The organism is Arachidicoccus sp. BS20, assembly GCF_001659705.1.
GTDB lineage: Bacteria > Bacteroidota > Bacteroidia > Chitinophagales > Chitinophagaceae > Arachidicoccus.
In genome coordinates this window covers 3,000,906-3,019,503 of the sequence record NZ_CP015971.1, presented here as the reverse complement: position 1 = coordinate 3,019,503, position 18,598 = coordinate 3,000,906, and the positions used below count along the sequence as shown (strand labels likewise).

Genomic DNA, 18,598 nt, shown 5'->3' with positions numbered 1-18,598 from the left:
TAAATAATCTTTAAATTATGAAAAAGACATTAATAAAATCATGCGTAGTTATTGCAAGTAGTCTTGCATTGGCAGCATGTAGCAAGTTTGACGAGCTAAATACCGACCCCACCGCGGCAAGTACCGACCAGGTGCAGGTAGAGTATTTTATTGACAATTCCATTATACACAATCAGCAAAACCCGTCCGTATCTGAAAGAGCCTTTATTTTGTATTGGCAGGCTGCTGGACACCAAATTGCAGATGCAGATGGAGAAACATTTTCATGGGGCAGCTACGGCGACGAGTGGATTGGCGAGTATTATGATGAAATATCTAGCTCATTAAATTACATCAATAGTGCAGTAGATGTCGCTAATCAGCAGATAACCGCAGGTACACAAAAACCATATACAAACAATTTACTGCAAGTTGCAAGAATATGGAGAGCATATCTCATGAGTGAAATGAGCGACTGCTTTGGACCAATTCCTATTGACGGATTTCAAGGAACAAATCCAACTTTTGTGGATGTAAAAACTGTTTATTATTATTTATTGGATGAGTTGAAAGACGCAAGTTCAAAAATTGATGTAAGTGTAGATGCCTCAGATATTAAAGATGAAGACCCTGCTTTTGGTTATAATTTTACAAAATGGCAGAAATATGCTAATTCCTTGCGTATGCGCCTAGCAATGAGGCTGTCGGAAGTAGATGAAGCCAAAGCACAATCTGAATTTGAAGATGCGGCAAAAGGAAGCTTATTAACAGATAATGCAGATATTTTCCAGATTCAAGAAAAACCGGGATGGGATGATTTGTCTGGCGTATACACACGTAGTTGGTATGTATTGCCAATAGGTGTTACTCTAAATAATTTATTTCTCAATCTTGGTGGGGTTAAATCAAAAGATCTATTACCAAGTGTGATAAGTGATAATTTGGATTCTGCTCAGGGAAATATCAAAGCGGCAAATTATATTGGGCAGAAATTTCCAAACCAGTTTTCTACTATGACGAATGACCCTTCTGCAGGATATTGGTTGGATGGATTACCATATACGATAGATCCCCGCGCATATCAAATGTTCTATATTCCAGGCAATTTTAACAGTCCCACGTATCCGAGTGCAGGTGCTGTTAATACTACTACAACAGGACGTTTAAGGGACGTAAATGGCAACGTAGTGAAAACTATTAACGCTAAGTATACATGGAATCCCGTACCGGATGGCGATTTAGGTACTAAAGGCGGACCAGCTAATACCAATGATTTAAATAATATATATGTTGCTGCAAACGGTTTTGTACCAAGTTTGGTAAATTCATTTAGAACACAAACTGCGGAACGAGTATTTTTCGCTCCTTGGGAGACATATTTTCTCTTAGCAGAAGCTGCAGAAAGAGGTTGGTCTGTACCAATGAGTGGTCAGGATGCTTATGAGGCAGGTATCGCAAGTAGTTTCCAATATTGGGGTGTTTCACAATATTTGGGAACATATTTGGCTTCTACGGATTACAACAGAGCAGGTACTTCTGTAAGCTGGAATCACACAACTGAACCTGGAGAGGCTCACACAATGAACTATGTTGATGGTATGACAGGAGCTACAGGTACTGCTTCAATAAAATATCCGGTAAATAACTTGTATAAAAACGGAAGTGTGCGTAATGACCACCTTACAAAAATTATTACGCAAAAGTTTATAGCACAAACACCTTGGTTACCATTAGAAGCTTGGAGCGACCACAGAAGACTTGGTTTACCATTTTTTGAGAATGTGGTTATTGAGAATCCAATTCAAACTTTACCAGCTTTAACTTCTTCGAATTATATGACATCAAATGTGAAGTTTTTCCCACAAAGAGAACCTTATCCGTCAAGCTTGAAAAATAGTAACGCCACAGGTTATGAGCAAGCTGTATCAGCCTTAGGTGGTAACGATGCAGTTTTAACACCGCTTTGGTGGGCGCAGCATTAATCTTGATTATTTACAAATAAAAAAGCTGTCTCAAAATTTGGGACAGCTTTTTTATTTTAGTCTAGTATTTATTCCTACAACTTCTCCCCACTCTTATCTTCCATAAAATCTTTGAAATTTTCCAGCAACCCGGTGCTGTAATCTTTTAGCGAATTCCAAGTATCTGGATAAAGCGCATCTGTGCGGGCACGCATTTGTTGCTGCACCCGGTAATTAATATCGACAACTTCTTTGCGGTTGTCTTCCGTAGTGTATTTTAAATCATGAAATTTAAACCGGATAATCCCATCAATAAATTTAAGGGAAACCTTTGCTGTATAGTTTAGCGGTTCTTTTATATTGGCATCATCAATTTTGAATCTGATATAACTTTCCAGTTCTCCCGCTTGCTTATTATCAATATCGAATTTGTTTACATTAAATGTTTGCGCCAACCACTCCTTGCCGTAAGCATAAAAATCATTTTTAGTCAGTTTCGGCAAAGTGTCGAATTGCAGAAAAGCAATTTCATTTTCTACCACAGGCAAATCAAACTTGTTGTTTCTCAAATTTTGCGAGAAAGAAAGTTGTGCCGATAATAAGAACGCAGCAATGCCCGTTATTTTTTTCATTAGATAATTAACTGTTTTAAGGATAAAACGTACGGCAATATCAAATTATTGTCTTTTAGTAATATCCACCGTAGCCACCGTAGCCGTAACCACCATAACCATAACCGCGATTCATAGGGCTGAAATTACTTTGGTTTTCTTTGTCTTTCCGCTCTTTTTCGGCAGCCTCTGCCGCCGCTTTTTGACGTTGTTCAAAAGCCTGAAGGCGCTGCAATTCGTCCACGGAAAGTATAGCGCCGAGTTGCATATACATATCATCGTCGAGCATTCCGTTTTGCACATCTTTATCTTCCTTTGCCACAGACTTATCTGCATTGACTTTCATTTTCTTTAGAATATTTGCCAACTCTATGGACGCAACCGTATCTCTTTTTGCCAAAGGAATATTTACGGAATCTCCCAGCATTTTTTTCAGATACGTTTTATAGCTTTCCTGCTGCGCCATGGTAGGCATGGTAAAACCGTGTTTTTTCTTTTTCCTGTTTTGTGCGAATGAGCCAACGCTTGTTATAAGTAGTAAACAAGTGAAAATAAGAGCAACTACTTTTATGCATGTATTCTGACTTTTCATCGGAGTAGAGTTTTCTGAGGAGTAAAAATAAAAAAAGCATTGCATTCTTCAAAACATGTTGAAATTGCAATGCTTTTCTTTTCGGAAAAAGTTAAAATATTACTGTTGTCCGCCGCCGTTGCCGCCGCGAGGTCTTCTGAAACGCTGCATTCTTTCTTTTTGATAAGCATCCCATTTGGTTTGCTGGTCGGGAGTAAGCAGCGCTTTTTTCTTGTCGTTTGTTTCTTTCATAATGTCCATGAAAGCTTGTCTGTCGCCGCTACCGCTTTGTCTGATAGAATCCATTTTAGCAAACTGCGCTTTGTCCAATGCCGCAAATTGCGTTTTTTGGTCATCTGTCAAATCCAAAGCTTTTGCTTCGGCAGCTTCCTGTCGCTGAATCATTGCTTCACGGTTCATTCTGCCACCGCGGGGAGTTTTCGTATCTGCGCTTTGCGCATGTGTTGTTGCTGCAAAACTTAATGCTGCAAAACTTAAAAAGAGAATCTTTTTCATCTGTTTATTTTTTATTGTTTTTTAATGGTCAGATGGAATTCGCCAAATAAACATCGCTTTGAGTATGCAAAGTTCTTATGGCTCATTTCATCTGTTTACTTTTTTAAATTGTCAAATTATTGATTTCCGGTTTAGAGAAAATAATGTTTAATCGACTGACGCGCTACCGTTGCCTGTAGCCTCTTTTTTATGTCCTTTGTGCGCTTTCTTTTTTGCGTGGTCTTCTTTAATCAGCGCTTTTTGTTCGTCGGTATAAATTGCCTGGCGCTTGTTATAAGCATCTTTGTTCAATGCTTTCAGTTGTTGTTTTTTCTCGTCGGCGCTCAGGTTGCTGTTGTTTTTGATGGCTGTGGCTTTTGATTTTTCGTCGCCTTTAATTGCCTTCAATTTTGTTTGCTGGTCGGCAGAGAGATTTAATTTTTTATAAAAATCTGTATTGCCTTTTTTAGAACGTTTTTGCCATGCTTTGTGCGCGTGATGAATTGCCGTAGTATCGGCGCTTTGCGCATGAGAAGTCGCTGCAAAAAACAATGCAGCAAAACTTAATAAAAGAATCTTTTTCATCTGTTTATTTTTTATTGTTTTTTAATGGTCAGATGGAATTGCTTCGCCGAACTCCGTTTCGCCAAATAATCATCACTTTGGATATGCAAAGTTCTTACGGCTCATTTCATACTTATATTTTTTATTTTAAACAATATTCGATTTTGTGAATACGAATGTATGAGAATAGATTCTACGAATTAAGTTAAGTTTATTTGAACAAGCTGCTTTTCGGTAAAAAAGATATTTTAACAGGCGGACAATTATTGTTGCGGAAGTTTAGGCTTGTATGGTTTCGGTTCTTTTTTAAAAACTATTATTGCATTCAGGATTGCTCATTTTTATCGGCTTTCTTCTTCTTTCCCCTGAACAGTTGGAAGATAGCTTTAACCGTTTCGAAAAAACCTATTTGCCTGAAAGTATCGGCGACACCCTGCTTGAATGATGTGCCGTTGCTTCTAGCATTGAGCAGCGAAGCTATGATACCTCCTATCAAAGTTTGTATTGTGCCAAAAGCCGCATCTGCAATTTTTGCCTTGGCGAACGTAGGTAATATAGAACCGATTGTTGATTTTACTGCTTCGACAGGAATTTTTTTCGCATTGTTTTTGATTACTGCTTCATTGGTACGGACACGCGCTTTTACCTTCCGGATTTCAGCATCAAGGTCGGTTATATTGTTGATATGAGAAAGGTTGATATTTTTTCCGCTAAGCGACTTCATCTTCGTCTTCGTTTTTGTCCAGGAGAATGTCTATGATAAGATTTCCAAAGAATTTACTTTGTATCTGTTTGCGTTTTACAATCATGATAACCAACGCGATAATAAACAAGCCGGTAACGGTTCCAAAACCTGCAAACTCGCTGTCGAAAAGTCTTCCGAGCAAAAAGCCGAGCATTACGCTCAAAAAGAGAAATATCAGCAGGCACAACCCCATAATGATAGCAATGCACATTAACTGCCCCATAACCTGTGATATTTTCTTTACGGATTTCAGCCGCAATAAAAGCAATCTGTCGTCGATATATTCGGTTATTTTATTGCCATAATCTTTGAAAAAATCTTCTTTTTGCTCTTCCATGCAAGTGTTGTTTAGCGGTAAGATTTATGAAAATATTTCCTCGTAATCATATACGTCTTCTTCATTATTTTTTTTGCGGATTTCATCTATCAGGCTGCGTCCTTTGTTGACCCATTTTTCCAAAGTGGTATCAATGTTTTCGATGCTTTCCCGCAAGTCGCCGGCTGCATCTTTAAGATTGCTCTTCACATTTTTTACAAGTGCTTTGCCTTTTTCTCCCTGTAAAAACGTGGTAATTACCGCTCCCGCGGCTGCACCTAATATAAAACCTGACAAAAATTTCTGACCGTCTTTCATAATCTATCAATTTATTCATTTGCAAAAATAAATACTCTACAATGAACAAGGTTCGTACCAATCAATAAATTTAGCATGATAATACCGAATAAAAAAATAAGCGGCTGTTTTCTTTATGTAAAACAACCGCTTTTTATCGTTTTATTTGGTAACCTAAAGACTAATTAATTGTTATATGCCCATTTCAAATATGCCGCGCCCCACGTAAAACCGCCGCCGAAAGCTGCCATAATAATGTTGTCGCCTTTCTTTAGTTTGTTTTCCCATTCCCACAAGCAAAGCGGGATGGTGGCTGCGGTTGTATTGCCGTATTTGTGAATATTAATCATTACTTTTTCCTGTGGAATACCTATGCGCTCGCGTGTGGCTTCAATAATTCTGAGATTTGCCTGATGCGGCGCCAGCCAATCGATATCATCTCCGGTCAAATGATTTTTTTCCATTAATTCCTGGCTTACATCTGCCATGCCGGTAACGGCGTATTTGAACACGTGTTTTCCGTCCTGATACACATAATGCTCTTTGGAGGTAACTGTTTCCAGGCTTGGCGGTTTAAGTGAACCGCCGGCTTTCATATACAACCAGTTTCTTCCTGCTCCGTCGCTTTTTAGAATGGCGTCTTGCAGCCCAAAATTTTCTTCGCCGGCTTCTAATAAAACGGCACCTGCTCCATCACCGAAAATGATGCAAGTCGTTCTGTCGGTATAATCGATAATGGAACTCATTTTGTCCACGCCCACTACAATTACTTTTTTGTAGCGACCGCTTTCAATAAAAGATGCACCAACGGTTAAAGCATATAAAAATCCGCTGCACGCTGCTTCCAAATCAAAGCCGAAAGCATTTTTGGCACCAATCTTATCACTGATAATATTTGCCGTTGCAGGAAAAACCATATCGGGCGTTACAGTTGCACAAATGATGCAATCAATTTCCAGCGGGTCAAGATTTTTTTTACGAAGAATTTCCTGAATGGCAGGTACAGCCATATCGCTGCTTGCTGCGCCGGGTGTTTTTAATATTCGCCTTTCTTTGATACCGGTTCGCGTAGTAATCCACTCATCGGTTGTATCAATCATTTTTTCTAAATCGCTATTGGTAAGTTTGGTTTCCGGTACGTATCCGCCAACAGAAGTGATGGCTGCCCTTACTTTATTCATTCGTATATAATTTTCGTTTGCAGCTTTACTGCGAATTTCTTTTTGCCGAACGGAACACCTTTACCTTTCACACATTTTTAAATGATAAAAATAGACGGATGTTTCATTCAAAATAAATTTTAATAAATGAGTTTCACAATTACATAAAAAGTAGTGGGCAAATGTAATTTAATTCGTCGGAATATGAAAAAATTAGCCGTCGTGTATGTGCGACGGCTAATGCTTATTAGTTTATAAAAATTTTGTCCTATTTTGTATCAGGCTGGTTATCCCATTTGGTACAATAATTTACGCCCCACAATTTATAGCGCGAAATTTCATCCTGCAAACGGGTTTTAAAATCGTTGTAATTTTTATTAGCAAGTTGTGTCCAGCCAACTTCGGCAACTGCCGCCATGCGAGGGAAAACCATGTATTCAACTTTTGCCGGATTGGACATATACTCTGTCCACACATTTGCCTGTACGCCTTCAATATATTTGTGTTCATCGCTTGTAAGTTTTGCAGGGAAAGGATTGTAACTATACACACGCTGAATAGGCAAATATCCGCCGATAGTCAAAGAATCTTCATGCTTCATTTGCGAATGGTCAATATACATCCAGCCACCCGGCGACATTATTACATTGTGATGTTGCTGTGCTGCTGCAATTCCGCCATCTTCTCCGCGCCAGCTCATAATAGTGGCATTCGGAGCAAGACCACCTTCAAGAATTTCGTCCCAACCAATGATTTGACGCCCTTTTGAGTTGAGGTATTTTTCTACTCTTTGGATAAAATAACTCTGTAATTCGTCTGCATTTTTCAAGCCGAGATTTTTCATCAACTGTTGGCAATAAGGCGATTTGTTCCAGTAATCTTTCGGCGCTTCGTCGCCGCCGATGTGAATGTATTTTGACGGGAATAATTTAATCACTTCATCCAACACATTTTCGACGAATTTGAAAGTATATTCCGTAGGTGCATAAATATCGGGATAAACTCCCCAAGATTGCTGCACCTGTTTTCCGGTTCTCGGACCACTCCAAACTTTTGCCTGAATTTCTGTTGAAGAATCGGGAAAACAACTTAATTGCGGATACGCAGCAATTGCCGCCGAAGAATGTCCGGGCATTTCAATTTCGGGAATGATGGTAATATAGCGGTCGGCTGCATATTTCACAACATCTTTAATTTCTTTTTGTGTGTAAAATCCACCGCTTCGTTCATCATCGTTTCCGGTTCCGGGATGATGCCCGATGATTGTTCCGTTGCGCCACGCGCCTACTTTCGTAAGACGCGGATATTTTTTAATCTCGATGCGCCAGCCCTGATCTTCCGTCAAGTGCCAATGAAATGTATTAAACTTGTGTAAAGCAAGATAATCGATATATTTTTTTACAAAATCAACAGGCATAAAATGACGACCGCAATCGAGCATCATTCCTCTGTAAGCCAGTCGCGGTGCATCTTTTACAATAACGCCGGAAATTTGAAGAGTTGATGAAACAGTTGTCGGTAACAACTGAATCAAAGTCTGCATTCCGTAAAAAAGTCCTTGTTCGTTACCGGAAGTAATGACGATGGAATCTTTGGTAACATCCAAAGTATAGCTTCCGACAGTATCTGTATTTGGCGCTAAACGAAAAGCAACATAATTTATTTTCGCAGATTTATCCGGCAAAGAAAAACTGTAATATTTTTTCAAATAATCATTCAGATAAGTTGTTGTTTTTTCTGTTTTTGATTTGTCGGAAACAATGATATTCGTATTCGCAGACAAAGTAAAAGTTGCCTGCACAGGCGTTACGCTTTCCGGTTCGGGAATGATGTGAATGCCTTGCGCAAAGGCACTATTCCCGACACAAACAGCCATTACATAAAAGAAGAGTTTCTTCATAAAAGTATTTTTTTGAGAATGATTTTTTGAGTGGATAAATGTAAGCAATAATTCTTTTGCAACTGCAAGTTGCGAAAACGATTGCGGAGCTTAAGCATTAAAAAAATTTTCTTCTTCATGCAACCTTTTATCATCAATCATCGTCTTTATTTGCAGAAGCATGAACAGAACGACGAACAATTCCTTTGAAGCTGTAATTGAAGAATGCAGGAAGCGAAATCCTGCGGCGCAAAGGCAATTGTACAACGCATATTCGGCGAAGATGTTTATGATTTGTCTGCGTTATGCGAAGAGCCGAGAAGATGCAGAAGATATATTGCAGATGAGTTTCATAAAAGTGTTTAAGAACATTGATGCGTTTTCAGACACAGGTTCTTTTGAAGGCTGGATGAGAAGAATTGTGGTAAATACGGCAATTGAAAACTACCGCAAAAGCATTCACACATTTGAAATTGTAACAAACGAAAATGCAGTAGCTGAAGTGAAAGATGAATCGGTATTCGACAAATTACAAATGGAAGATTTGATGAAGCTGATTAACCAATTGCCCGACGGTTACAGAATTGTTTTCAATATGTACGCGATCGAAGGTTATTCGCACAAAGAAATTGCCGAAGCGCTGAATATTTCGGAAGGCGGAAGCAAATCGCAACTATCAAGAGCCCGGCAAATATTGCGACAGGAAATTAAAAAAATGGAGAACATGAATTATGCAAAACGATAACGAATTTGATAACAGGTTTAAACAAATCTTCCACGATGCGGAAGCAACGCCGCCTGCGGATTTGTTTGAAAAAATCGAAACAGAAATTTCGGGCAAAAAGAAAAAGCCTTTCGCCTGGATGGCAGTCGCAGCAAGCATTGCAGCGATTGTTTCAATTGGCTTATTTTTAAAATTGCAAGCTCCAAAAAATGAGGCGAACGTTGTTGCCGTTAATGAGCAAAAGCGTATTCCGCACAAAGATTCCCTCGTTGTCCCGGCAAATAAAGTCGCTACTATTAAAGACATCGCTCCACCAAAAAAAGAAAATGATGCGCCGAAAAAATTAGTCCATCGTGTTGAACAAAAGCAGGAAGAACAAATAAAAAATACAGTTGCTTTGGTAAGTGTAAAAAAAGAAGATCCTAAGGAAAATATAGTTGCAGCAATAGATTCATCGATTCAACCTAAAACAATAGTTATCAAAAAGGCAAATTCAGTTGCTTTAAACAATTCATCTTCTTCTGATGTTCAAAATCAGCCTGAAAACATAAAAACAATTGAATCATCAACTGAAGTAAATAATACTGAAAATACAGTTGCCATTAATAGTCAGCCGCAACAAACAGCCGATAAAAAAAGAAAAGGGTCATTCTTCTCTAAAATGCTTTCATCTATCAAAGACAAGGCAAAGGATGTAAGTGAATCTGTTTACAACGAAGATGAAAATTCAGCCACAATCAACGTAGGTTTTGTGTCTATTACAAAATATAAAAAACAATAAAAAATATACGAATGAAAAAACTGTTTATCCTCTGCAACATAATTGCAGCAAGCATTTGCGTAAATGCACAAAGTAAATTGATTCATAAGGACACGACGAATGATGATGCACTTTTCAGCATCAATAAACCCGATTCTGCAAATCATACAAAGTCATATTCCTACAAAGTGGGTTTCAAAAGCGACAGAGCATACTTTGGTGTGCAGCCTGCGCTCGGTTTCGGCTGGAACAGGTTTATGGACAACGGGCATATTGGCGTATCTTCTTCAAATGCAGATTTAACTTTGAAGAAAGGTCCCGAATTTATTTTATACGTCATCGGCGGATATGTTAAGCTGGACAAACACAAGCAATGGCAGTTATCCACGTCGCTCGGCTGGGACTGGAACACGTATCATTTTGAAAAAAATATTACGCTGAAAAAAGGACAAGATCAACTCACTTACACCATTGATGACAGCAAGAATTTTTCTAAAAACCTGTTGCGTTCCACTTACCTCACAATGCCGCTGACATTAACTTTCAAACCCGTAAGAGGTTCAGATTTTTCCATTGCGGCGGGCGTTGAAGGCGGATTATTATTAGGCGGAAAAACAAAGCAAATCAGTAAAGAAGACGGCAAGGTAAAAAAGACAGGGACATTTAATCTGAATCCCACGCGTGCCGGCTTGTTTTTCGGAATCGGCTATAACGATTTCGGCTTATATGCCAAATATTATTTGTCTGATGTTTTTGCCAACGGACAAGGACCCAAAGGTTTAAAAACCGTTGCTATCGGGCTTAGTTTCGGATTGTTTTAATTTGGTTTAGTTCTGTCGGGTTTACTGAACACCTGACAGAATTTTTATTCTATTTCAGAGAGTACGCTTTAACGCCCGTCATCGTCATTTTTACGGGAATAATTTTACCGTCTTTATCAAAATGCATTTCATCGATACACGTTACTCTGTGATTAGCAGCGGTTTCTCCCAACGGACGGCGATGATACACAATATACCATTTATCTTTTTTCGGAATTTGGATAATGGAATGATGCCCCGCACCTGTTGCAACAGAACTGTCCTGTTGTAAAATAACGCCAATCCGTTGAAACGGTCCTGTGGGCGAATCTGCCATTGCGTAAGCGACACGATAATCCGGACCGGTCCACCCGCCTTCCGACCACATGAAATAATATTTCCCTTTTCGCACAAACATTACAGAGCCTTCCACGTAACCTTTGGGCGTAATTTCTTTGTATAATTTTCCGTCTTTCATTGGTTCAATTCCCGTAAAATCGTTTTTTAATTTTACCACATTGCAATGTCCCCAACCGCCATAATACATATAATAACTTCCGTCTTTATCTTTAAAAACAAACTGGTCTATCGGCTGAGCGCCGTTTACAATTTCATTAATCAAAGGCTTACCCAACAAATCCTTGAAAGGTCCGTCAGGCTTTGATGCAACTGCAACGCCAATGCCGCCGATTTCGTCTTGATGTACATCGTTCGCACCAAAAAACAAATAATATTTGCCGTCTTTTTTCAATGCGGCGGGCGCCCACACGGCTTTTTTTGCCCATTTTACATTGGCTGTATCCAACACTTTTTCGTGCTTTGTCCAGTGAACCAAATCGGGCGACGAAAAAGCATCCACAAAAACCTGCTCTTCATATTTTGCGGAATAAGTGGGATAAACCCAATATTCGTTCCCGTAAATTTTTGCTTCAGGGTCGGCATACCAACCGGGAAATATCGGGTTGCCGGACGTCGGATTATTCTGCGATTTCGCAAGATGAACCAAGAAAATAAAGCAAATAAGGAAAGCAAGTCTTTTGCATAATGATTGATACATATTAAACTGGATTTTATAAAGAGGCAATAAAAATAGGACAGAATCTTTTTTTGAGAAAAAATGATTTAGTGCAATTGAACATCGCTCACGAGCATCAGGTGGTCGCTTAAATCTTCGTCCACAATATCAAACTGATTGACAGAAAAATTTTTATCGGACAAAATATAATCGATACGCAATGTAGGTGCAATGGAATAATACGTGCGACCAACACCCCAACTTTTTTTAAGAAAAGCATCTTGCCTGTTGCCGCGAATCTTAAAGTACGCATACGAACCCGGCACATCGTTAAAGTCGCCGCAGATAATGCTTTTGAACTTTGTACTGTCGCTGTATGTGCGTATTTCATCGGCCTGAATGCCGCGCCGCGCATAAGCAAGCTGCATCTTATTCATAATGCTGATGGAAGCCTTTATGGTAGAATCGGATTGCTGTTTAATGGCGGCAATATCTTCATAATCCTGCTGCGAAAATTTGTAAGATTGTAAATGAACATTGAATACACGAAGCGTATCTTTATTAAACAAAATATCTGCATAAATAAAGCTCTCGGAAATACCTTTGGGATAGTTGATTTTAGCGGAATCAATCATTGGAAATTTTGAAAAAATAATGCTGCCCGATTGATAATAACCATTTCTTTTATTCAAATCTTTTGAGTAAAAATGATGAGGATAATCTTTTGAAAACAGTGCAATATTATCTGCTTCTTTTCCCTGCGTTTCGGAATTGCTGAATTCCTGCAGGCAAATAATATCGGGCTGTAAGCCAAGAATAGTATTGGCAATTTCTTTCCGGTCGTGTTTTTTATTATTTTTATTATCGCTCAAGCCATACATGCTGCCTACGTTCCAGCTTACAATACGAATCGAATTTGCAGCTTTTTCTCCGGTATGAAACGAGTTGAAAACATGATAAGAAAATACCACCGAAATCTGTCGCCAGCCAATCATCAGTGCGAGCAAAGGAATGAACGAGAAAGACGGTTTTGCGAGCAGCCAAAAGATAAATGCAAATACCAACAACAATATCAAATACGGCAACAACAAACCAAGAAAACCTACGAACGACCAGCTTTTCGGATTGAGCTCGGACGCAATGCAACTCGCAATAAACAGCAGCGCCAACAAAATGGTAGGAACAAGTAGAATACTGCGTGTAAGCCGTCTGAGAAACTTAAAAGGCATTGTGTAAAGTTACACAGAAAATCAGGATTTTGGTTCAGATTTCTTCAATGCTTTTCGTACTTCCGGTGCAACTTTTGTCCCGAATAATTCTATTGATTTCATCAGTTGTTTATGTTCCGGTCCGCCAATGTCCATGTGTGCTACAAAACGCGTCAAGCCAAACATTTCGCATTGATAAATTATTTTTTCGGTTACTTCCGAAACATCGCCCACGAGCAATGCGCCTTCAAAACTTCTGCCTTTATCATACTGGGCACGCGTGTATGGCGTCCAACCTCTGTCGCGCCCAACAGCATCCATTTGCGCAGCGTAACCGGGAAATAAATAATCAGCAGCTTGCTTGCTGTCCTCGCCAATAAAAGTATGCGAGTGTACACCGATACGCATTTTATGCACATCGTGTCCGCTCTTTTGATATTCATCTTTATACAAACGAATTAACGGATTAAACTGTGCAGGATAGCCGCCGATAATTGCCACCATCAACGGTAAACCTAATCGCGCTGCACGTACCACAGATTGGGGCGTTCCGCCAACAGCAATCCAAATATCCAGCGCATTATTTTTTGCTCGCGGCAATACTTTTTGTTTGTACAACGGCGCACGAAATTTTCCTGACCAAGTAATTTCTTCCTGTTGATTGATTTGCAAAAGCAGGTTCAGTTTTTCTTCAAACAGAGCATCATAATCTTCCAAATCGTAACCGAACAAAGGAAACGATTCAATAAAACTCCCTCTGCCCGCAACAATTTCCACACGACCGTTTGAAATTAAATCTGCCGTTGCAAAATTCTGATAAACACGTACCGGATCGGCGGAGCTCAGCACCGTTACGGCGCTTCCAAGTTTAATGTTTTTGGTAACAACAGATGCTGCGGCAATAATTATTTCAGGAGCAGACACCGCAAAATCGGGACGATGATGCTCGCCGATGCCGAATACGTCCAAACCTACTTCGTCCGCTAACTTTATTTCTTCGAGCAATTCCTGTAAACGTTCCTGTGCAGGCTTCCTTGTGCCCGTTTCTTTATTCAATGCAAGGTCGGCAAACATACTGATACCTAATTCCATAATGTTTTGTTTTTGCGATAAACAAAATTAACGGTAATGAAATTAGCGTAAAACAAAAAGAGACTATCCTTAATGACAGCCTCTTTCGTTTAAATGACTTTTTTAATTAACTCCGTCATATCCGTCGTTTTGTGTCAGCGAAGGATTTTTTTGTAACTCTTTTAAAGGAATAGGATATAATTTCGCATAAGATTTCCAGTATTCCGATTTGACAGCAGATATTACGGCGTCCACAATACCTGTGCGCTTGAGTGTGAACCACCTGTCAGCCCATTCAAAGCACAATTCCAAACGCCGTTCATTGATAACATCATTGATTACTTCTGCACTGTTGCTTGAATTGGATAATGGTGTTGCCTGCGCTCTTTGACGGACAACATTTATGTCTGCGATGGCGGCAGACAATTTACCTTCTCTTGCTTCCGCTTCCGCTCTTATTAAATATTGCTCTGCAAGCCTTAGCACAACTGTCGATTCCGTATGACCATCTGTAGCCTGCACGCTTCCGTTTATTTTGTATTTATAATCGATATATATGGAATCGCTGCTGCCGTTTTTTTGATAAGAGATATAATTTTTTGTTCTCAAATCATTGCTGCTGAAAGCACTAACCAAATTATTTGTACCAGAGTCCATTACGGCATAAACACAAGATTTACTTTTCGAGGGAAGCGTTTGCGTAGCAATTTGTGCATAACCATACAAAGAGCTGATGCCTAAAATGGTTTCGCTGCTGCCGTCGTAAAATACTTTGCCGATGGGCGCTAAGGAATATTTGCCATTGCCAATTACTTCCGTTGAATATTTTTCTGCATCAGCCCAATTTCCCGTAAACAAACTGACACGTGCAAGCAAGGACCTTACAGCGCTTCGGGTTACGCGGTAAACTTCATTGGCGCTTATATCGTCGCTCATCAAAGAATCTGCGGTTGTAAGGTCGGATACAATTTGTTGATAAATGGCGCTTGTGTCTGTTCTTGCAATTTTTGAACTAATCTCATAGTCGCTTGTTGTAATCAACGGAACGGGGCCATAAAAGTTTACCAAATAATAGTAATAATAAGCACGCCAGAAAAGTGCTTCGCCCATGTATTGATTTTTGTATGGGACAGTCATTCCTGTTGAACCTTGTATGCCTTCTATGATAGAGTTCGCCTGATAAATAAAATTGTAAAATCCTTCCCAATAATAATTGCTTACGGTAAAATTTGAACCGGGCAACATGGAATATGTATACATATTAGAATAGTCGTGAGAATACGAATTTGCCAAGCCTAATGCAGGATATGCTTCATCCGCAGAAAAAGAAGAAGCCACCGGCACGTCCAACAAAAATGCCTGTTGGTAGGAATTCGTTGCACCGTCGCCCATGCTTCCATATAAGCCAGCCAGCGCATAATTTGCCGAGTCGTTGTTGGAAAATATTTTTTCCGGTGTGAGAATGTATTTCGGCGCAGTGTCTAACAATTTGTTGCACGACGTTGCAGAAATCAAAAAAACGATTGCCGAAATTATCGGTAAAATTTTTATCGTCTTTGAAGAAAGATTATTTGAAATTATTTTTTCCATTGTCAATGATTTAGTCAAATTAAAAATTTGTTCTTATGCCGAATGTAAAGCTGCGTAGCGGTGGCGTTCCGTAAGGAACATCGGGATCCATGCCGGCGAAACTTGTAGAAGTAAACAGATTATTGCCCAACGCATAAACCTGCAAAGTGTGGAACGGCGATTTTTTGAGCCATTTTGCAGGAACATTGTAACTCAGTGATAATGCTGCAAGCCTTATGTAAGAATTGTGAAAATAGCTGCGTGTCGAATTATAAAGATAATACCAACTGCTTTCATCATCTGTAGTAGTATATTTTGGAAAAGTGGTGTTGTCTCCGGGGTTTTGCCATCTGTCCAAAACAATCGACGGCTGATTATACATAGATCCCGGGTAATTGTAATAGAAACTAAGGTTTCCGTTGTCCTGATTTTTAAATGTAAAGAACGCGTTGAGGGTAAAATTTTTATAGCTTATATCTGTGCCAAATCCGCCGAAATATTTGGGAAGCAAATTTTTTAAATATGGTACCCATGTACTTCCGTTCGCAAGCTCAATATTTCCGGTTTCCGTATTAAGCGTTGTCGCATAGCCGCCGACAATACTGATAGGCGCGCCTATCTGAAAAATATTGGCGTAAGAAGAACTAGCTAAATCGGGAAAATTCAGTAGCTTGTTTTTATTAAAAGAAATATTTCCATTGACTGACCATTTGAAATCTTTGGTCTGAATAATATTTGCATTGGCAGAAAATTCCCAACCGCTGTTTTGCTGATGCTCGCAAAGATTATCGAGGAAGAAACGGGCAAAACAGAAACAAGGGACGGTGTGCTTTCCGTCATGGATAAAGAAATGACTGATGAATTAAAAAGTATTGCCGAAAATTTGTTGGATAAAGGCGGCTTGAGTGAATTGAACGAAAAGCTTGGCTCTCTAAAATTACAATGAAATGTTGTTTTGCGTTTCCTTTGGAATTAATTAACCGAAAGTTTCATGGATAATAAGTAAGCAACGGTATGTTTGCTCCCGCTTTAATACCATTCAAAAGACCGCGATAATTACGATATAACCAAAGTAATTATCGCGGCACTATTTTGTGCCAAACCATACGCCAACCGCAGGTTGCCATCCGGCTTTAGCGTTTTTCTTTGGTTGCTTTCTTTTTGTGGCGTTTGCAAAAAGAAAGCGCGTAGGGTATAGCGCGCTGCAAAGCATGATGAATGCTTTAAACAAACATAAAAATAAAAGATTGCCGATTAATCGGCTGGTTGATACGGCTTACTGTTTTTGCCCTGTCTATGCACCACACGAAAACCGTTGCTTTCAACAATGCCTTTCAGTAAATTTTCGGCGGTTCTCGCATCGAATGCGTCTTGTGCTGTCATGTGCAGATAATACAGCTTTTCAAAAAGTATTATACATTCCGCTAACACGGCGATAACCTTTTCTTCGGTGTGTTGTGATAAAATGCTCATAGAAAAAGTTTTAAATTTTTAGCTTCTTTTTTATTGCTTTCATGATAGGGTTGCCAATCGTCCGCCATTGTACAAAGGATAGCATAAAAAATAATTTTCGGCAATCTGTAATCTGCTGCGGGTTCGGCTTGTATGTTCAATGCCCCGCAATCCAATGCTTTATTAAACAATTCTGCTATCGTGTTATGTATCGGATTTGCATTGAGCAATTCCGTAAATCTTTTTGCTAATTCTTTATGTGTCATCGTATTTTATTTTAACTGAAAAGAAGTTAGGGCGGAACAAGCCCGCCCTGTAAGGATTAATTTAATTGCAATACTTCATTACCGTTCTTTGCAAAGGCTGAACACAAATTAAAAGCTGCCTGTGTCTTCTGCATGGTTGTACCAAACAAAATACTTTCCAATTTGCTTTCTTCGTCCTTGTATTGGCGTACATTCTGAAAATAGCCTGTAACCGCATTATATGCGCCGAACAACGTACCCTTTGTTGTTTCTGTTTGTTGGGTTGGGCTTGTCATGGCATACATGAAAGCATCGTTGCAAACATTGTTGAACACAGTTGATAATTCCCCGCCTGTCTGCACGGCTTTTAAAACTTCCTTGCTCGGGGCTAATGCCTGCTGTATCAGTTTCAATATGTCTTTATCCGTGATACGCACTTTTGCCCACCTGTTAAATATGCCGTCCAGTTCTTCGGACAGCTTATTTGCAATGCCCATGATTTTATGCGCTTCCTTTAATTTTTCCTGTGCGTTTGCCGTATGGCGTATGCGCACCACGTTTGAACAGTTGCGCAAAGCTGCATTCAGTGTATTTTGGCAAACGATACGGACGGGCGTAAACGCTGCGGTAATACTCCCGCTGCCATCGTGCGAGGTCGTTAAAAAAATGTATTTTTCAATCACATCATCGCTGCCCACTTTGATATAAGACGGCAGTTTTGCCGTAATAAAAATACGTTCGCCGTTGCCTAACGCGCCTGCGGTTTCATACAAAATGCCATCCCCGCCAACAATGCTGTCAAAGAAAGTAAAGGCTTCCGCATTTTGTACGACTTCATAATCTGCACTTAGCTTATCGCCCAAAACTATATTGTTGTCAGTACGATAGGTAAAGAAAGAATTATCCGAAACAATTTCTGTAATACCGTCAGCCAGACGGTGTATGTTCGGCAGCTTGCAGACTTCATAATCCAGTCCCGCAAATTGTATTGCTTCCCTGCTTGTTGGGTACTCGGTTACTACCAATCCCAAATTGTGCCATGCTTTTTCCTTAACGGAAAAAAAGCTGTGCTGTCCTGTTTGCTCATTAAAAAAAATGTTGTGTGCCATTGCTTAAAATTTTAAATGATAAATAAAAAATTGTTTGATAAACTCACTCGGCTTACGCCTCGTTCAT

General features: G+C 39.5%; 22 protein-coding genes. 5 read left to right on the top strand and 17 right to left on the bottom strand.

Annotated elements, in window-relative coordinates; all coding sequences use genetic code 11:
- Nucleotides 1-17 precede the first annotated feature (17 nt).
- Nucleotides 18-1,961 carry a SusD/RagB family nutrient-binding outer membrane lipoprotein gene (locus A9P82_RS13130; protein ID WP_066208542.1) on the top strand — a complete coding sequence of 648 codons (1,944 nt, stop codon included), beginning with the start codon at nucleotides 18-20 and terminating at the stop codon, nucleotides 1,959-1,961.
- A gap of 74 nt (nucleotides 1,962-2,035) precedes the next feature.
- On the opposite strand, the gene A9P82_RS13125 is transcribed toward A9P82_RS13130, so the two are convergent.
- The 9 genes from A9P82_RS13125 to A9P82_RS13080 all read right to left on the bottom strand — a co-directional run bounded on the left by A9P82_RS13125 (nucleotide 2,036) and on the right by A9P82_RS13080 (nucleotide 8,599).
- Nucleotides 2,036-2,572 (bottom strand): hypothetical protein, encoded by a 537-nt coding sequence (locus A9P82_RS13125; protein WP_066208537.1) that lies wholly within the window; start codon nucleotides 2,570-2,572, stop codon nucleotides 2,036-2,038.
- A gap of 55 nt (nucleotides 2,573-2,627) precedes the next feature.
- Entirely contained in the window at nucleotides 2,628-3,143 is a 516-nt protein-coding gene (locus A9P82_RS13120; RefSeq protein WP_066208535.1) for a hypothetical protein, read from the bottom strand.
- Nucleotides 3,144-3,242: 99 nt separating this feature from the next.
- Nucleotides 3,243-3,638, bottom strand: coding sequence for a hypothetical protein (locus A9P82_RS13115; protein ID WP_066208534.1), 396 nt, complete (start codon nucleotides 3,636-3,638; stop codon nucleotides 3,243-3,245).
- 147 nt (nucleotides 3,639-3,785) lie between these two features.
- On the bottom strand, nucleotides 3,786-4,202 hold the full coding sequence (locus A9P82_RS13110) for a hypothetical protein (protein WP_156522695.1): 417 nt from the start codon (nucleotides 4,200-4,202) through the stop codon (nucleotides 3,786-3,788).
- 304 nt (nucleotides 4,203-4,506) lie between these two features.
- Nucleotides 4,507-4,905, bottom strand: coding sequence for a hypothetical protein (locus A9P82_RS13100; protein WP_066208528.1), 399 nt, complete (start codon nucleotides 4,903-4,905; stop codon nucleotides 4,507-4,509).
- Nucleotides 4,892-5,263 (bottom strand): hypothetical protein, encoded by a 372-nt coding sequence (locus A9P82_RS13095; RefSeq protein ID WP_066208526.1) that lies wholly within the window; start codon nucleotides 5,261-5,263, stop codon nucleotides 4,892-4,894. The genes A9P82_RS13100 and A9P82_RS13095 overlap by 14 nt, the downstream gene beginning before the upstream one ends.
- Before the next feature lie 24 nt (nucleotides 5,264-5,287).
- On the bottom strand, nucleotides 5,288-5,560 hold the full coding sequence (locus A9P82_RS13090; protein WP_066208524.1) for a YtxH domain-containing protein: 273 nt from the start codon (nucleotides 5,558-5,560) through the stop codon (nucleotides 5,288-5,290).
- Between the two features lie 164 nt (nucleotides 5,561-5,724).
- The gene (locus A9P82_RS13085; RefSeq protein ID WP_066208522.1) at nucleotides 5,725-6,720 is read right to left on the bottom strand and encodes a beta-ketoacyl-ACP synthase III; all 996 of its coding nucleotides are present in this window, start codon (nucleotides 6,718-6,720) and stop codon (nucleotides 5,725-5,727) included.
- A gap of 247 nt (nucleotides 6,721-6,967) precedes the next feature.
- On the bottom strand, nucleotides 6,968-8,599 hold the full coding sequence (locus A9P82_RS13080) for a beta-N-acetylhexosaminidase (RefSeq protein ID WP_066208521.1): 1,632 nt from the start codon (nucleotides 8,597-8,599) through the stop codon (nucleotides 6,968-6,970).
- Nucleotides 8,600-8,759: 160 nt separating this feature from the next.
- Between A9P82_RS13080 and A9P82_RS13075 the strand changes: the two genes are divergently transcribed.
- The 3 genes from A9P82_RS13075 to A9P82_RS13065 all read left to right on the top strand — a co-directional run bounded on the left by A9P82_RS13075 (nucleotide 8,760) and on the right by A9P82_RS13065 (nucleotide 10,883).
- Nucleotides 8,760-9,323: an RNA polymerase sigma factor gene (locus tag A9P82_RS13075; RefSeq protein WP_066208519.1), complete on the top strand. Its 564-nt coding sequence runs from the start codon at nucleotides 8,760-8,762 to the stop codon at nucleotides 9,321-9,323.
- A gap of 118 nt (nucleotides 9,324-9,441) precedes the next feature.
- Nucleotides 9,442-10,083: a hypothetical protein gene (locus A9P82_RS13070; RefSeq protein ID WP_156522694.1), complete on the top strand. Its 642-nt coding sequence runs from the start codon at nucleotides 9,442-9,444 to the stop codon at nucleotides 10,081-10,083.
- Between the two features lie 11 nt (nucleotides 10,084-10,094).
- Nucleotides 10,095-10,883, top strand: a complete 789-nt coding sequence (locus tag A9P82_RS13065) for an outer membrane beta-barrel protein (RefSeq protein ID WP_066208516.1) — start codon at nucleotides 10,095-10,097, stop codon at nucleotides 10,881-10,883.
- Between the two features lie 49 nt (nucleotides 10,884-10,932).
- Here A9P82_RS13065 and A9P82_RS13060 read toward each other — a convergent pair whose 3' ends face one another.
- From A9P82_RS13060 to A9P82_RS13040, 5 genes are all read right to left on the bottom strand, one after another.
- Nucleotides 10,933-11,919, bottom strand: a complete 987-nt coding sequence (locus tag A9P82_RS13060; protein WP_082915350.1) for a glycoside hydrolase family 43 protein — start codon at nucleotides 11,917-11,919, stop codon at nucleotides 10,933-10,935.
- Nucleotides 11,920-11,984: 65 nt separating this feature from the next.
- The gene (locus A9P82_RS13055) at nucleotides 11,985-13,106 is read right to left on the bottom strand and encodes an endonuclease/exonuclease/phosphatase family protein (protein WP_066208514.1); all 1,122 of its coding nucleotides are present in this window, start codon (nucleotides 13,104-13,106) and stop codon (nucleotides 11,985-11,987) included.
- Between the two features lie 21 nt (nucleotides 13,107-13,127).
- Complete coding sequence (locus A9P82_RS13050) at nucleotides 13,128-14,177, bottom strand: LLM class flavin-dependent oxidoreductase (protein WP_066208511.1); 1,050 nt, start codon at nucleotides 14,175-14,177, stop codon at nucleotides 13,128-13,130.
- Between the two features lie 102 nt (nucleotides 14,178-14,279).
- Nucleotides 14,280-15,746, bottom strand: coding sequence for a RagB/SusD family nutrient uptake outer membrane protein (locus tag A9P82_RS13045; protein WP_066208510.1), 1,467 nt, complete (start codon nucleotides 15,744-15,746; stop codon nucleotides 14,280-14,282).
- Nucleotides 15,747-15,765: 19 nt separating this feature from the next.
- Nucleotides 15,766-16,236 carry a hypothetical protein gene (locus tag A9P82_RS13040; protein ID WP_066208508.1) on the bottom strand — a complete coding sequence of 157 codons (471 nt, stop codon included), beginning with the start codon at nucleotides 16,234-16,236 and terminating at the stop codon, nucleotides 15,766-15,768.
- A 261-nt stretch (nucleotides 16,237-16,497) separates the two neighbouring features.
- Between A9P82_RS13040 and A9P82_RS15510 the strand changes: the two genes are divergently transcribed.
- Nucleotides 16,498-16,671, top strand: coding sequence for a hypothetical protein (locus tag A9P82_RS15510; protein ID WP_231891162.1), 174 nt, complete (start codon nucleotides 16,498-16,500; stop codon nucleotides 16,669-16,671).
- A 308-nt stretch (nucleotides 16,672-16,979) separates the two neighbouring features.
- On the opposite strand, the gene A9P82_RS13035 is transcribed toward A9P82_RS15510, so the two are convergent.
- Genes A9P82_RS13035 through A9P82_RS13025 form a run of 3 tightly spaced genes read right to left on the bottom strand, consistent with a single transcriptional unit; the run spans nucleotide 16,980 to nucleotide 18,531 of the window.
- Nucleotides 16,980-17,198 (bottom strand): hypothetical protein, encoded by a 219-nt coding sequence (locus A9P82_RS13035; RefSeq protein ID WP_066208506.1) that lies wholly within the window; start codon nucleotides 17,196-17,198, stop codon nucleotides 16,980-16,982.
- Nucleotides 17,195-17,443 (bottom strand): hypothetical protein, encoded by a 249-nt coding sequence (locus A9P82_RS13030; protein WP_066208504.1) that lies wholly within the window; start codon nucleotides 17,441-17,443, stop codon nucleotides 17,195-17,197. The genes A9P82_RS13035 and A9P82_RS13030 overlap by 4 nt, the downstream gene beginning before the upstream one ends.
- A gap of 56 nt (nucleotides 17,444-17,499) precedes the next feature.
- Nucleotides 17,500-18,531, bottom strand: a complete 1,032-nt coding sequence (locus A9P82_RS13025; RefSeq protein ID WP_066208502.1) for a DUF932 domain-containing protein — start codon at nucleotides 18,529-18,531, stop codon at nucleotides 17,500-17,502.
- Nucleotides 18,532-18,598: the final 67 nt, after the last annotated feature.